Below are 12,898 nucleotides of genomic sequence, written 5' to 3'. Positions count from 1 at the left end.
AGCGCCCCGATGGAAACCGATCCCCTCTCCGCCAAGTTCGCCGCCCTGGCCGACCCGACCCGTCGGGCCATCCTGGCGCGGCTGACCGAGGGCGAAGCCAGCGTCAACCAACTGGCCGAGCCGTTCGACATGAGCCTTCCGGCGGTGTCGAAACACCTGAAGGTGCTGGAGAAGGCCGGGCTGATCAGTCGGGGCAAGGAGGCGCAATGGCGCCCTGCCCGCCTCGAACCCATGGCGCTGAAGAGCGTCGCAGACTGGCTGGAACATTACCGCCGGTACTGGGACGCCAGCTTCAACCGCCTCGATGCCTACCTGAAGAAAATCCAGAAAGGAGACCCCACCAATGGCCCAAGAAACTGACATCAATCCCTGCAACACCGACGGCGTGGCGCACGAACACTCGCTGACCCTGCGCCGGACCATCGATGCGACGCCCGAGCAGATCTGGAAGGCGTGGATGACCCCGGAAATCCTGCAGCAGTGGTTCGTGCCACGCCCATGGACCCTGTCGGACGTCCAGATCGATCCGCGTCCCGGCGGCGTGTTCAACTTCGTCATGCACGGCCCCGACGGCGAGACCATGCCCAACAGCGGCATCTTCCTGCACGTCGAGCCGGGCAAGCGCTGGATCACGACCGACGCCCTGACGCCGGACTGGAAACCGGCCGGCCAGCCGTTCATGGTGGCCACCGTCGAGCTGACGCCGACGGCGGACGGCAAGACGGAATACGTGGCCACGGCCCGTCACTGGAACGCCGAGACCATGAAGCAGCATGAGGCCATGGGCTTCCATGAAGGCTGGGGGACCTGCGCCGACCAGCTGGCCGAACTGCTGAAGACCCACTGATTCGCCTCGCCGAGCGCCCCGCATGACCCTCGCTGAAGACCTCGTCCAACGCCCGACCCTTAACATGCAGCGTGTCTTCGACGCGCCGCGGCCCCTGGTCTGGCGGGCGTGGACCAATCCCGAGGCGATGGTCATGTGGCTGGGGCCGGTCGAATGGCCGGCGGTCAGCGTCAAGCAGGACCTGCGAGTCGGCGGCGAATGGCGCGCCTGCCTGCGCTCGCCCGACACCGGCCAGGATCTTTGGCAGGGCGGGGTCTATCGCGAGATCGTCCCGCCCGAGCGGCTGGTCTTCACCTTCAAATGGGACGAGTCCCACGAGGACGGTCCGCCGGTGGAGACGCTGGTGACCCTGGTCCTGACCGAAACCGAAGACGGCCAGACGCGTATGGATTTCACCCATGAGGGACTGAAGTCCGAACAGAGCCTGACCGGTCACAAGTACGGCTGGAACAGCACCGCGGACCGGCTGGAGGGCTGGCTGGCCGCCAACAAGACCTGAAGGGTCCACAAAACCGAGGAGACGACCATGCAGATCGTGACCAGCCTCAGCTTCCGGGGCCAATGCAAGGAAGCGTTCGAATTCTACGCCAAGGTCCTAGGCGGCGAGATCACCGCCGCCTTCCCCTACGGCGAAGGCCCGCCCGACATGCCCGTCGGCCCGCAGTACAAGGATTGGCTGATGCACGCCTGGCTGCAGGTGGGCGATCAGGCGATCATGGGCGCGGACATGGACGTCGACTGGGCGCCCAATATCGACAAGCCCAAGAACGGCTTCGACGTCACCTTGCACACCCAGGACGGGGCTGAGGCCCGTCGTTGGTTCGACGCCCTGTCCGAAGGCGGCAATGTGATCATGGACTTTTCCGAGACCTTCTGGTCGCCGGGCTACGGCAACTTCATCGACAAGTTCGGCGTGCCGTGGATGGTCAACACCATTCCGTCGCCTGACTGGAAGCCCGCCCAGGGCTGATGACTTTGGGGGCGGCCGTACAGCGCCGCCCCCTCCCCCATTTTCGGAGATTCCCATGAAGGCCACCCCCATGGTCTGGACCGGTCGCGTGCTGACCGGACTGTTCGCCCTGTTCATCCTCGGCGCCTCGGTCTTCCCCAAGCTCAGCGGCATGCCGGTGGCCGAGGAGACCATGGCCCAGCTGGGCTGGCCGCACGGCTATGCCTTCGCTATCGGCCTGGTCGAGCTGGCCTGCCTGGTCCTGTATCTGATCCCGCGCACCAGCGTGCTGGGGGCGGTGCTGTTCATGGGGCTGCTGGGCGGAGCCATGGCGACGCAGATCCGCGCCGGCGCCCCGCTCTTCAGCCATCAGCTGTTCAGCCTCTATCTGGGCCTGGTCATGTGGGGCGGGCTGTGGCTGCGCGACGCCTCCCTGCGCGCCCTCTTCCCCTTCCGCCGCGCCGCCTGAGGAGAGCCCGATGCCCGTCGCTGCGACCATTCCCGAAGCCCTGACCCGCCTCAACATCGTGCGCACCTTCGACGCGCCCCGCGCCCTGGTGTGGAAGATGTGGACCGACCCGGCCCACGTGGCCGTCTGGTGGGCGCCTGAACACTTCACCACGCCGGTGGTGAAGATGGACGTCCGGCCCGGCGGCGCGATCCACATGGTCATGCGGGCGCCGGATGGAGCCGACTATCCATTCGATGGCCGCTTCATCTCACTCGACGAACCTGAGCGGCTGGTGATGCGGACCTGGGTGAATGACGCCGGCGGCGGCCCCTGGTTCGAGGTCGAACAGACCGTTCGCTTCGAGGAAGACGGCGACCGGACGCGGATGCGGTTCGACGCCGTCGTGCTGGAGGCGAAGGCCGATGCGATCGGTCCGCTGAGCGGCATGGAGGCCGGTTGGACCCAGAGCCTGAACAAGCTGGAACGCCACATCCGCGCGCTCGGAGAGGTCTGAGATGCAGAAGCTTCCCCCTCCCGCGTCTCCGGACGCCTACGTCGACGGCATGGGCGGCTGGCAGCGGGATCTGGTGACCCGCCTGCGCGCGGCGGTCCTGTCGGCCGGCGGCCTGGACGAGGTGATCAAATGGGGCCACCTCGTCTACGTTTCGAACGGTCCGGCCTTGCTGATCCGGGCCGAGGGCCAGCGGGTGCTGCTGGGCTATTGGCGGGGGCAGCGGCTGCAGGACATCGAGCCCCGTCTGAAGTCCGGCGGACAGTTCGAGATGGCCAGTATCGGTTTCACCGAGGGCGAGACCATCGATCCGGCGGTCGTCGTTCGCCTGACCCGGACGGCGATCGCCCTCAACGCCGAATTTGGCGACCCCACCAAGGCAGCGAAGAAGACCGTCTGACCCGACGGGCGTTTAACCCTGCCCCCACAGGAGACCGACCATGCGCAAGATCAGACTGGCCAGCTTCATCTCCCTGGACGGCGTGATGCAGGCGCCGGGCGGCCCCGAGGAGGATCCCTCCAGCCGCTTCGCCTTCGGCGGCTGGGTCTGGCCCTATTTCGACGAGATGGCGGGCGGACTGATGGATGAGGCCATGGGGCAGGACTACGACCTGCTCCTGGGCCGCCGGACCTATGAGATCTTCGCCGCCTACTGGCCGTCCAAGGACGACGCGATCGGGCGCACCTTCAACGCGGTGAACAAATACGTCGCCGCCGGGCCCGGAACGCCGCTGGACTGGGCCCACAGCCACCGGCTGGAGGGCGATCTCGCCGCCGCCGTTCGCACCCTGAAGACGACCGAAGGACGCGACCTGCTGATCCAGGGGTCCAGCGAGGTGGCGCATACCCTGCTCGCCGCCGGGCTGATCGACGAAGTGACCACCCTCACCTTCCCGGTGATGCTGGGCGAGGGAAAACGTCTGTTCGATACGAACGCTCATCCGAACGCCTGGGCGCTGCGGCGGTCCCAAGCCTCCCCGACCGGGGTGGTCGTCAGCACCTACCACAAGGCGGGAGAAGTCCGCACCGGCAGCTTCGGCGACGAAACGCCTACCGCGGCGGAGCTGGAGCGCAGGCAGCGCTGGGCCAGGGAAGGCTAGCGCGCCACGCTGGTGGGGAAGCCGCGGCCGAGCGCCTCGGCCATGCCCTGCTGGGACAACAGGAAGACCGCATCACGCTGGTGATAGTTGTTCGACAGCACGATCACCGTCACGTCCGCGTCCGGCTGGTAGGTGACCAGGTTGCGGAAGCCGGACCAGCTTCCGGTGTGGAAGATCTGGTTGTCGGTGAAGTCGGGCCGGACCTGACGGCCCAATTCCTTGTCATAGACGCCATAGCCCCACAGGCGGCGCGGCTTGCCCCGTTCGTCCGGCGTGCCGTCCGGCGCATGGTCGGCGATCATCTGGGCGTAGCTGTGCGGCGACAGGACGTGACCGCGGTGCAGGGCTCGTTGCCAGACCAGCAGGTCGTCCAGGGTCGAGTACAGGGCCCCCGCGCCGAAGATGATGCTGACGTTGGCGTCCGGCTGGGGCGTCAGGCCGCCGGCCAGGTTGGCGTAGCCCATGACCACGTCCGAGGCGCCGTCGTCATAGCCGGTGTCGGCCATGCCCAGCGGCTTGAAGAAGGCCGTCCGCAGATAGGCGTGCAGGCCCATGCCGCTGACTTTCTCGACCACGGCGCCCAACAGATTGTAGCCGGCGTTGTCGTAGCTGACCTTTGTTCCGGGTGGGAACTGAAGTCCATAACGCATTGAATCAGAAGTGAGCTCTTCTGGCGTCGCGGGCGTGACGCGACGCAGGCCCCAGCCTGGGCGGGCCATCAGGTCGGGAATGCCAGAGGTGTGCGACAGCAGGTGATGAAGCCGGATCGGCGCCCAGGCGGCGGGGCACGGCTGGATGTATTTGCAGACCGGGTCCCAGACCGAGAGCTTGCCCTCGTCCTGCAGGCGCAGGATGGCGGCGGCGGTGAACTGCTTGCTGACCGAGGCCAGGCGGAAGCGGGAGTTCAGCGCCAGCGGCCGGCCGGTGCTGCGGTCGGCCCAGCCGTGGACCTGGCGGTACAGGACCCGATCGCCCTTGGCGACCAGCACCCCGCCCGTGAACTGGCCCGAGGCGCTCCAGCGGTCCATCTGGGCCTTGAGGTCCGGCAGGGTCTCGACCACCTCGAGCGGCGGGCGCGGCGGCAGGGGATCAGGCGTCACGCGCACGGTCGGCCTGTGGACCGTGCCCCAGGCGATCAGCCCGGCGGCGGCGATGACGAGAACGACCAGCAGGCCGAAGGTCAGCCGGGGATGGTTTCCGGCGCGACGGGGAACATGAAACACGGAACGCGAACTCTTAGACGTCGTAATCCAGCCCGAACTGGGCGTAGAGGGCGCGGCTGTCCTGCCACTTCGGATCGACCTTGACCGTCAGGAAGAGGTGAACCTGGCGGTCCAGCAACTCGGTCAGCTCCTCACGCGATTTCTGGCCGATCCATTTCAGGGTCTGGCCGCCCTTGCCCAGTACGATCGGGCGTTGGCTCTCGCGCTCGACATAGATGGTCTGTTCGATGCGGACCGAGCCGTCGGCGCGATCCTCGAACGAGGTGGTCTCCACCGCCGCCGAATAGGGCAGTTCCTCGTGGACGCGCAGATAGACCTTCTCGCGCGTGATCTCGGCGGCCAGAACGCGCATCGGCACGTCGGCGGACTGGTCTTCCGGATAGAGCCAGGGACCGGCGGGCATGGCGTCGGCCAGGCGCTGGCCCAGATCGTCGACGCCGTCGCCGCTGAGGGCCGAGATCATGAAGACCTCGCTGTAGACGCCCGTCTCGAACAGCGCGTGCGACAGCGCCAGGAGGGTGTCGCGGCGCATGCCGTCGATCTTGTTCAGCGCCAGGATGACCTGTTTGCCGGCCGCCTTCAGCGCGGCGATGATGGTCTCGGTGTCCTCGGCCGAGCGGCGGTCGGCGGCCTGGCCTTCCTTGCCCTCGGCGGCGATGTGCGAGGCGGCGTCGATCAGATGCACGACGATGTCGGCGTCATCCGCTCCGCCCCAGGCCGAGGCGACCATGGCGCGGTCCAGACGACGACGCGGGCTGAAGATGCCGGGGGTGTCGACCAGCACGATCTGGGCGTCGCCGTAGATGGCGATGCCGCGCACGGGGAAGCGGGTGGTCTGCACCTTCTGGGTGACGATCGAGACCTTCGTCCCGGTCAGCCGGTTGACCAGCGTGGACTTGCCCGCGTTGGGAGCGCCGATGATGGCGGCGAAGCCGGCACGCTGGTTTTGAGGTTCGGTCAAATCACGCCTTCACGTTGAAGAAGGGCCGTTGCGGCCGCTTTCTCCGCGTCCTGACGTGATCGCCCCTGCGCGGTCAAGGGCGGATATCCGGCTACGCTTGCTTCAACGGTGAATGTCGGGGCGTGATCCGAGCCGGTTCGCTCCACGATCCGGTAGGTCGGAAGCGCCCGTCCCTGCCCCAGCGCCCACTCCTGCAGGGCCGATTTCGGATTGGTCAGCGCCTTTTTCGGATTGGCCGCGAACTCCGGCGCCCAGGCCGTGTCGAAGACCTTGCGAGCCGCCTCGATGCCGCCGTCCAGCCAGACCGCGGCCAGGATCGCCTCCATGGCGTCGCCCAGAACGCCCTCCCGGCGCCGGCCGCCCTGCTTGGCCTCGCCGGGCGACAGGCGCATGGCCGGCCCGACCTCAAGCCGGTCGGCGACGCGGGCGCAGGCGGCCTTGTCGACCAGGGCGTGCAGGCGCGCGGACATGTCGCCCTCGTCGGCCTCAGGGAAGTCGCGCATCAGCGTGTCGGCGACCAGCAGGCCCAGCACGCGATCACCCAGGAACTCGAGCCGCTGGTTGTCGAGGAACGGTCGTCCGCGCGCGTCGCGCTCGGCCCCCTCCCCCACGCTGGCATGGGTCAGGGCCTGCTCAAGCAGGGCCCTTTCCCGGAAATCGTGGCCGAGGTTGCGCGTCAGCGCCTGGATGGCCTCGGCCCGACGATCCGCCATCAGTCGAGAATGTTGAACCAGCGGCTCAGGCGAACCTTGGTGAACCAGCTGACCGGATTCCACAGCGAGGCGCCCTCGTTCCACGAGAACAGGATGATCTCGGCCTTGCCGATCAGGTTCTCGGCCGGGACCAGGCCGACACCGTTCTGCGACTGGTCGACACGGCTATCGATCGAGTTGTCGCGGTTGTCGCCCATCATGAAGTAGTGGCCCGACGGAACCTCGAACACCGGGGTGTCGTCCAGGTCGTTGCCCGGACCGAAGTCCTGGATGCGGAAGGTCTTGGAGCCGTCCGGGAAGGTCTCGTCCGCCTGGACGATCGGCATGCCGTACATGTTGGTCACGTCGGCGTCCGACACGACCACGTCGCGCACGGGCGCGCCGTTGATGTGCAGCACGTTGTTGATCATCTGGATCCGGTCGCCCGGCAGGCCGATCAGGCGCTTGATGTAGTCGGTCTTGTTGTCGCGCGGCAGCTTGAAGACGACGATGTCGCCCCGTTGGGGCGCATGGCTGACCACTGGCAGGGAGACACGGCCGTTGAAGATCGGCGGGCTGAACGGGATCGAGTGCTTGGAATAGCCGTACGACCACTTGGACACGACGATGTAGTCGCCCTGGTAGAGGTTGGGCTCCATCGAGGCCGACGGGATGGTGAAGGGCTGGAACAGCAGGACGCGCAGGACCAGCGCGATCAGCAGGGCGAAGAAGATCGTCTTGAGGACTTCCCAGCCCTCGTTGGCGCTGCCGCCCGAGGTCTTCTTGCTCTTCTTGGTGCGGGCGTAGACCGGAGTGGCGTCGACATCCTCGAACGGGGCGTCGCCGGCATCGCTCCAGACCGGGCGCTTCTCGGGCTGAGCGGCGGCGACAGCCGCGCCGGCCGCAGCGGCGACCGCGGCGGCCTCCACGGGTGTCGGATGGGGGTCGGCGGCGGGCTCGTCGTGCGCGGCCTCTACGGGCGCGGCGTGATCGTCGTGAGCGGCTTCGGCCGGAGCGTGGTGTTCGGCCTCGGCGGCGGGAGCGTGATCGTCGTGGGCGGGCGCCGGGTGCGCGTCATGATCGGCATCGACGGCGGCGGCAGGCTCGTCATGAGCGGCGGGCGCGTGGTCATCGTGCGCGGCGGCCGGCTCTTCGTGCCCGTGCGCCTCGGCTTCAGGCGCATCATGGGCGGCGGCCGGCGCGTGATCGTCATGGCCGTGCGCGGGCGCGGCAGGCTCGTCGTGGCCGTGACCGGCGTCCGGCCCATGGCCGTGGTCGTCGTGCGGCTTGTTCTCGTCGCTCATGACTCTATCCCCCAGCCGCTGTGCGCGGTCTTTCAGCGGCGAAATCGGTATAACGTGATTAAGCGACGGGCAAGGCTTCGATCACCACGAAGGCGAGCGCGTACGGATGCTCGTCGCTGAGGGTGAGATGTATACGGACTTCATGTCCCGCGGGTGTCATGCGGGCCAGACGTTCCGCCGCCGGACCGGTCAGCGCCATGGTCGGCTGACCCGACCGCAGATTCACCACCCCCATGTCTCGCCAGTAGACATCGGCCCGCATGCCCGTGCCGAGGGCCTTTGCGCAGGCCTCCTTGGCCGCGAACCGCTTGGCGTAGCTCCAGGCGGGGTCCGGCTTGCGGTCCGAGCGGGTGCGCTCCAGTTCGGTGAAACAGCGCATCTTGAAGCGGTCGCCGAAGCGATCCAGCGAGGTCTGGATGCGCCGGATATCCGACAGGTCCGCGCCGACGCCCAGGATCATAATTTTGCGTCCATGGCGGCGCGCATGCGCTGGATGGCCGTCGCCAGCCCGACGAAGACCGCCTCGCCGATCAGGAAATGGCCGATGTTCAGTTCGCGCACCTCGGGGATGGCCAGCATGTCGGCGGCGGTGTCGTAGTCCAGGCCATGGCCCGCATGGACCTCCAGCCCGAGGTCGGCGGCCCGCGTCGCGGCGGCCTGCAGCCGCTCAAACTCGATCGCCCGGTCGTCGCCGGACAGGTGGCAGTAGCGGCCGGTGTGGAACTCGACCACCTGGGCGCCGACCGCGTGGGCGGCTTCGACCTGTTCGAGGGCGGGTTCGATGAAGAGGGAGACGCGGATTCCGGCGTCCGAGAGCGCCTTGGCGACAGGGGCGATGCGGCCCTCATGGCCGGCCACGGCCAGGCCGCCCTCGGTCGTCACCTCCTCGCGCCGCTCGGGCACCAGGCAGGCGGCGTGGGGCCGGTGGCGCAGGGCGATAGCCAGCATCTCGTCGGTGACGGCCATCTCGAAATTCAATGGCTTGCCGGCGACGGCGCAGAGATCGCTCAGAGCGTCGATGTCGGCGTCGGTGATGTGGCGGCGATCCTCGCGCAGGTGGGCGGTGATGCCGTCGGCCCCGGCCGCCAGGGCCTCCCGGGCCGCGCGGACCGGATCGGGGTGCGCGCCGCCGCGGGCGTTCCGCACGGTGGCGACGTGGTCGATGTTAACGCCCAGCCTGACGAAACCGGCCATCGGCGCGTCTCCTACTTCGACAGCCGGCGGCTGCCCGGATCCTCGACCGGGATCGCGGCCAGTTCGGGCGGCAAGGCATCGGCGGGGTATGCGGGCACGTCCAGCGTCGCCAGGGCGATCAGGGGCACGCCGACGTCGGCGCGCCCGCCCGAGCGGTCGACGATGCAGGCTGCGGCGATCACCTCGCCTCCGGCGGCGTTGATGGCGGCGATGCACTCGCGCGAGCTCAGGCCCGTGGTGACGATGTCCTCGACCATCACGACCTTCTGGCCGGGATCGACATGGAAGCCGCGACGCAGCTTGAACTCGCCGTCCACGCGCTCGACGTACATCGAGGGGACCTTGAGCCAGCGGGCGGTCTCATAGCCGGGGATGATGCCGCCCACCGCCGGAGAGATGGCCACGTCGACCGGGCCGACGGCGGCCACGATCTTCTCGGCCAGCGCCTTGCACAGCCGCCCGCAGCGCTCGGCGTCCATGAACACCAGGTTCTTTTGCAGGAAGGTCGGGCTGTGCAGGCCCGACGACAGGACGAAATGGCCTTCGCGCAGGGCGCCGGCGTCACGGAATTCGTTGAGTACGTCTTCGGAGGTCATGCCTGTCCCCTACCCCGTCACGGCCTCGCTTTGAAGGGCGGGTTGTTGCGGATCGGGCGCGTTTTCCTCTCCCGGGCGCAGACCGCGCGCCAGAAGCTCGGCCCAGACCGTTTCGGCGTCCTCGGCGAAGCTGATCAGCTCCAGGTCCTTGGGCGTGACCATGCCGTGCTCCACCAGGGCGCCGAAGCCGACGACCGACGTCCAGTAGGCCTTGTCGACCAGCACGATGGGAATGGCCCGCTCCTTGCCGGTCTGGCGCAGGGTCAGGATCTCGAACAGCTCGTCGAAGGTGCCGAAGCCGCCGGGAAAGACCACCAGCGCATTGGCCCGCATGGCGAAATGCATCTTGCGCATGGCGAAGTAGTGGAAGCGGAAGGTCAGCTCCGGCGTCGACCAGGCGTTGGGCTGCTGCTCGTGCGGCAGGGTGATGTTGAAGCCGATGGACGGGGCGCCCGCGTCGGCCGCGCCGCGGTTGGCGGCCTCCATCAGGCCCGGACCGCCGCCGGTGGCGATGACGTTGTCGCGTGGCTGGCCCACCGTGCCGCGCAGGGCCCCGCCCCGCTCCGAGGCGATGCGGCCGAACAGGCGCGCCTGCTCGTACCAGTGGCCCCGCCGACCGGCGTCGCCCTCGCGCACCCGGGCGCTGCCGAAGACGACGATGGTGGAGCGCACGCCCCAGGCCTTCAGCGCCTCCTCGGTCTTCTCGTATTCCATGAGGAAGCGAACGCCCCGCATGCCGTCGCTGAGCAGGAAGTCCTGGTCCAGCGCCGCCAGACGGTAGGAGGGGGAGCCCGTCTGGGCCGCGTTCAGGGGGCGTTCGTCCTTCACCCCCGGGCGCGCTCGACCGTGTCGACCGACGGATTGGCGCGCAGGGCGGCCATGATCATGGTGGCGTGGCGCGCGTCCTCGACCTCGACGTCGATGTCCACGTCGAAGAAGTCCTGCTGACGGTGGCTCATGGACAGGTTGATGATGTTGCCGCCCGCCTCGCCGATGATGGTCGTGACCTGGCCCAGCACGCCCGGCGCATTCTTGATCGTGGCGCGCAGACGGGCGGCGGCGACCGCGCCCTGTTCGGCCTGCGGCGTCCACTGCAGGTCCTGCCAGACCGAATCGTCGTCGGCGAACTCGGCCAGCTTCTGGCAGTCGATGGTGTGGACGGTCAGGCCAGCCTCGGGCTCGAGAATGCCGACGATGCGGTCGCCGGGCACGGGCGAGCAGCAGTGGCCGAAGTGGACGCTGACGCCGGGAGTAAGACCTCCGCCGCGCACGAACAGTCGGGCCTGGTCGTCGGCGATGCGCTTGCGGTCCGGCCCGGCCTTGAGGCGGCCCTTGAGCGCGGGGAACAGCGTCTCGCCGACCTTGGCGGCCGACAGCCGGCCCCGGCCGATGGCCTCGAACAGATCCTCGTCGGTCTCGACGGCCAGGGTTTCCAGCGCGGGTTTCAGCGACACCTCTTCCAAGGCCTTGCCGGCGCGGGCCAGGGTCTGTTCCAGGGTGGCGCGGCCCAGCTTCTGGAACTCGCCGCGCTCGGAGGTGCGGATGTGGCGGCGAATCGCCGACCGCGCCCGCCCGGTGACGGTCAGGGAGCGCCAGTCGGCGGGGATTTCGCGCTTGGCCCCGCGGATGATCTCGACCACATCGCCGTTCTGCAGCTGGGTGCGCATCGGCTTCAACTCGCCGTTGACCTTCACCCCGACGGCGGAGTCGCCCACCCCGGTGTGGACGGCGTAGGCGAAGTCCAGCGGCATGCCGCCGCGCGGCAGGGTGATCAGGGCGCCCTTGGGGGTGAAGACGAAGACCTGGTCCAGGTACATCTCGAGCTTGGCGTGCTCGACCCAGTCTTCGCCGCCCTCGCCGTGCTCGATGACCTGCACGAGGTGGCGCAGGTTCTGCAGCGGATCGCGCCCGCCGTCCTTCTCCATGGCCTCCTTGTCGAAGCCATAGGACTTGTTCTTGTAGGACCAGTGCGCCGCCACCCCGTCCTCAGCCACACGATCCATGGCCTCGGTGCGGATCTGCATCTCGATGCGCAGGCCGGACGGGCCGACGACCGTGGTGTGCAGCGAGCGGTAGTTGTTCGACTTGGGTGTCGAGATGAAGTCCTTGAACCGCTCGGGCACCATCGGCCAGGCGCGATGGATGACGCCCAGCGCGCGGTAGCAGTCGTCTTCGGCCTCGACGATGACCCGGAAGCCGTAGATGTCGGACAGGGACGAGAAGCCGACCGACTTGCGCTGCAGCTTGCGCCAGATGGAGTACGGCGTCTTCTGACGGCCGGCGACGCGGGCCCTGACCCCAGCCTCCTGCAGCACCCGCTCGACCTCGCTGGACACCCCGCCGATGGCGCGGCCGTGTTCCAGCTTCAACGCCTCCAGGCGGCGCTCGATGGCGGTCTTGGCGGTGGGGTTCAGATAGGTGAAGGCCAGCTCTTCCAGCTCGGACGCGATCGAGTGGATGCCGATCGAACGGCCCAGCGGCGCATAGACTTCCAGCGTCTCGCGGCTGATGCGCTCGCGCTTCTCGGGCTTCACATACTGGAGCGTCCGCATGTTGTGCAGGCGGTCGGCCAGCTTGACCAGCAGGACGCGGACGTCGCGGCTGATGGCCAGGATGAATTTGCGCAGGTTCTCGGCCTGGCGCGTGTGCTCGGCCTGCAGTTCCAGCCGCGACAGCTTGGTCACGCCTTCGACCAGGACGGCGATCTCCTCGCCGAACATGCGGGCGATGTCGTCGCGGGTGGCCGAGGTGTCCTCGACCACATCGTGCAGCAGGGCGGTGACGATGGTGGCGGTGTCGAGCCGGTAGTCGGTCAGGATGCCGGCGACCTGGATCGGGTGGGCGAAATAGGGATCGCCCGAGGCTCGCAGCTGCGAGCCGTGCATCTTCATCGCGTAGACGTAGGCGCGATTGAGCAGGTTCTCGTCGGCGGTCGGGTCGTAGGCCCGGACCGCTTCGACCAGCTCGAACTGGCGCAGCACCTTGCTGCGCGGCGGCTCCAGATCCTTGACCGGAGCCGCGCTGTCGGCGGGATCGTTCAGATTGGCAGCTTCAGGGGTCGGCGCGGACT

17 protein-coding genes are annotated in these 12,898 nt (G+C 68.2%); 8 read left to right on the top strand and 9 right to left on the bottom strand.

Going from position 1 to position 12,898, the window contains the following annotated elements; translation table 11 throughout:
• The first annotated feature begins 9 nt into the window (after positions 1 to 9).
• Genes AC1RRF_RS06125 through AC1RRF_RS06090 form a run of 8 tightly spaced genes read left to right on the top strand, consistent with a single transcriptional unit; the run spans position 10 to position 3,858 of the window.
• Positions 10 to 360 (top strand): ArsR/SmtB family transcription factor, encoded by a 351-nt coding sequence (locus tag AC1RRF_RS06125; protein WP_492833564.1) that lies wholly within the window; start codon positions 10 to 12, stop codon positions 358 to 360.
• Complete coding sequence (locus AC1RRF_RS06120) at positions 344 to 847, top strand: SRPBCC family protein (protein ID WP_492833563.1); 504 nt, start codon at positions 344 to 346, stop codon at positions 845 to 847. Before AC1RRF_RS06125 ends, AC1RRF_RS06120 begins: the two co-directional genes overlap by 17 nt.
• A gap of 22 nt (positions 848 to 869) precedes the next feature.
• Positions 870 to 1,346 carry an SRPBCC family protein gene (locus AC1RRF_RS06115; protein WP_492833562.1) on the top strand — a complete coding sequence of 159 codons (477 nt, stop codon included), beginning with the start codon at positions 870 to 872 and terminating at the stop codon, positions 1,344 to 1,346.
• Between the two features lie 27 nt (positions 1,347 to 1,373).
• Complete coding sequence (locus AC1RRF_RS06110; RefSeq protein ID WP_492833561.1) at positions 1,374 to 1,817, top strand: VOC family protein; 444 nt, start codon at positions 1,374 to 1,376, stop codon at positions 1,815 to 1,817.
• Positions 1,818 to 1,872: 55 nt separating this feature from the next.
• Positions 1,873 to 2,265: a DoxX family protein gene (locus AC1RRF_RS06105; RefSeq protein ID WP_492833560.1), complete on the top strand. Its 393-nt coding sequence runs from the start codon at positions 1,873 to 1,875 to the stop codon at positions 2,263 to 2,265.
• Between the two features lie 10 nt (positions 2,266 to 2,275).
• A complete protein-coding gene (locus tag AC1RRF_RS06100; RefSeq protein ID WP_492833559.1) occupies positions 2,276 to 2,761 on the top strand; it encodes an SRPBCC family protein in 486 nt (161 codons plus the stop codon).
• A gap of 1 nt (position 2,762) precedes the next feature.
• Positions 2,763 to 3,158 (top strand): DUF1801 domain-containing protein, encoded by a 396-nt coding sequence (locus AC1RRF_RS06095; RefSeq protein WP_492833558.1) that lies wholly within the window; start codon positions 2,763 to 2,765, stop codon positions 3,156 to 3,158.
• Positions 3,159 to 3,198: 40 nt separating this feature from the next.
• Positions 3,199 to 3,858 (top strand): dihydrofolate reductase family protein, encoded by a 660-nt coding sequence (locus AC1RRF_RS06090; RefSeq protein ID WP_492833557.1) that lies wholly within the window; start codon positions 3,199 to 3,201, stop codon positions 3,856 to 3,858.
• Here AC1RRF_RS06090 and AC1RRF_RS06085 read toward each other — a convergent pair.
• The 9 genes from AC1RRF_RS06085 to AC1RRF_RS06045 all read right to left on the bottom strand — a co-directional run bounded on the left by AC1RRF_RS06085 (position 3,855) and on the right by AC1RRF_RS06045 (position 12,719).
• Positions 3,855 to 5,081 carry a serine hydrolase domain-containing protein gene (locus AC1RRF_RS06085; RefSeq protein ID WP_492833556.1) on the bottom strand — a complete coding sequence of 409 codons (1,227 nt, stop codon included), beginning with the start codon at positions 5,079 to 5,081 and terminating at the stop codon, positions 3,855 to 3,857. The two genes, AC1RRF_RS06090 and AC1RRF_RS06085, sit on opposite strands and share 4 nt — an antisense overlap.
• A 13-nt stretch (positions 5,082 to 5,094) precedes the next feature.
• The gene (gene era / locus AC1RRF_RS06080) at positions 5,095 to 6,042 is read right to left on the bottom strand and encodes a GTPase Era (RefSeq protein WP_492833555.1); all 948 of its coding nucleotides are present in this window, start codon (positions 6,040 to 6,042) and stop codon (positions 5,095 to 5,097) included.
• A complete protein-coding gene (gene rnc, locus AC1RRF_RS06075) occupies positions 6,039 to 6,755 on the bottom strand; it encodes a ribonuclease III (protein ID WP_492833554.1) in 717 nt (238 codons plus the stop codon). The genes era and rnc overlap by 4 nt, the downstream gene beginning before the upstream one ends.
• Positions 6,755 to 7,663 (bottom strand): signal peptidase I, encoded by a 909-nt coding sequence (lepB, locus tag AC1RRF_RS06070; RefSeq protein WP_492834142.1) that lies wholly within the window; start codon positions 7,661 to 7,663, stop codon positions 6,755 to 6,757. Before lepB ends, rnc begins: the two co-directional genes overlap by 1 nt.
• 433 nt (positions 7,664 to 8,096) lie before the next feature.
• Positions 8,097 to 8,498 carry a holo-ACP synthase gene (gene acpS / locus AC1RRF_RS06065; RefSeq protein ID WP_492833553.1) on the bottom strand — a complete coding sequence of 134 codons (402 nt, stop codon included), beginning with the start codon at positions 8,496 to 8,498 and terminating at the stop codon, positions 8,097 to 8,099.
• Positions 8,495 to 9,232 (bottom strand): pyridoxine 5'-phosphate synthase, encoded by a 738-nt coding sequence (locus tag AC1RRF_RS06060; protein WP_492833552.1) that lies wholly within the window; start codon positions 9,230 to 9,232, stop codon positions 8,495 to 8,497. The genes acpS and AC1RRF_RS06060 overlap by 4 nt, the downstream gene beginning before the upstream one ends.
• Before the next feature lie 11 nt (positions 9,233 to 9,243).
• Positions 9,244 to 9,828, bottom strand: coding sequence for an orotate phosphoribosyltransferase (gene pyrE / locus AC1RRF_RS06055; protein WP_492313127.1), 585 nt, complete (start codon positions 9,826 to 9,828; stop codon positions 9,244 to 9,246).
• 9 nt (positions 9,829 to 9,837) lie between these two features.
• Positions 9,838 to 10,656: an LOG family protein gene (locus AC1RRF_RS06050; RefSeq protein ID WP_492833551.1), complete on the bottom strand. Its 819-nt coding sequence runs from the start codon at positions 10,654 to 10,656 to the stop codon at positions 9,838 to 9,840.
• A complete protein-coding gene (locus AC1RRF_RS06045) occupies positions 10,653 to 12,719 on the bottom strand; it encodes a RelA/SpoT family protein (protein WP_492313604.1) in 2,067 nt (688 codons plus the stop codon). Before AC1RRF_RS06045 ends, AC1RRF_RS06050 begins: the two co-directional genes overlap by 4 nt.
• Positions 12,720 to 12,898 lie beyond the last annotated feature (179 nt).

Source organism: Brevundimonas sp. GW821-FHT12C05 (assembly GCF_058807475.1).
This window is presented reverse-complemented; position numbering and strand designations above follow the sequence as displayed.

Coding starts and splice junctions, on each gene's coding strand:
- acpS (WP_492833553.1), bottom strand. CDS start 8,498: ATGATCCTGGGCGTCGGCGCGGACCTGTCGGATATCCGGCGCATCCAG.
- AC1RRF_RS06060 (WP_492833552.1), bottom strand. CDS start 9,232: ATGGCCGGTTTCGTCAGGCTGGGCGTTAACATCGACCACGTCGCCACC.
- pyrE (WP_492313127.1), bottom strand. CDS start 9,828: ATGACCTCCGAAGACGTACTCAACGAATTCCGTGACGCCGGCGCCCTG.
- AC1RRF_RS06090 (WP_492833557.1), top strand. CDS start 3,199: ATGCGCAAGATCAGACTGGCCAGCTTCATCTCCCTGGACGGCGTGATG.
- rnc (WP_492833554.1), bottom strand. CDS start 6,755: ATGGCGGATCGTCGGGCCGAGGCCATCCAGGCGCTGACGCGCAACCTC.
- AC1RRF_RS06095 (WP_492833558.1), top strand. CDS start 2,763: ATGCAGAAGCTTCCCCCTCCCGCGTCTCCGGACGCCTACGTCGACGGC.
- AC1RRF_RS06110 (WP_492833561.1), top strand. CDS start 1,374: ATGCAGATCGTGACCAGCCTCAGCTTCCGGGGCCAATGCAAGGAAGCG.
- AC1RRF_RS06120 (WP_492833563.1), top strand. CDS start 344: ATGGCCCAAGAAACTGACATCAATCCCTGCAACACCGACGGCGTGGCG.
- AC1RRF_RS06105 (WP_492833560.1), top strand. CDS start 1,873: ATGAAGGCCACCCCCATGGTCTGGACCGGTCGCGTGCTGACCGGACTG.
- AC1RRF_RS06125 (WP_492833564.1), top strand. CDS start 10: ATGGAAACCGATCCCCTCTCCGCCAAGTTCGCCGCCCTGGCCGACCCG.
- AC1RRF_RS06115 (WP_492833562.1), top strand. CDS start 870: ATGACCCTCGCTGAAGACCTCGTCCAACGCCCGACCCTTAACATGCAG.
- AC1RRF_RS06045 (WP_492313604.1), bottom strand. CDS start 12,719: ATGAAGATGCACGGCTCGCAGCTGCGAGCCTCGGGCGATCCCTATTTC.
- AC1RRF_RS06100 (WP_492833559.1), top strand. CDS start 2,276: ATGCCCGTCGCTGCGACCATTCCCGAAGCCCTGACCCGCCTCAACATC.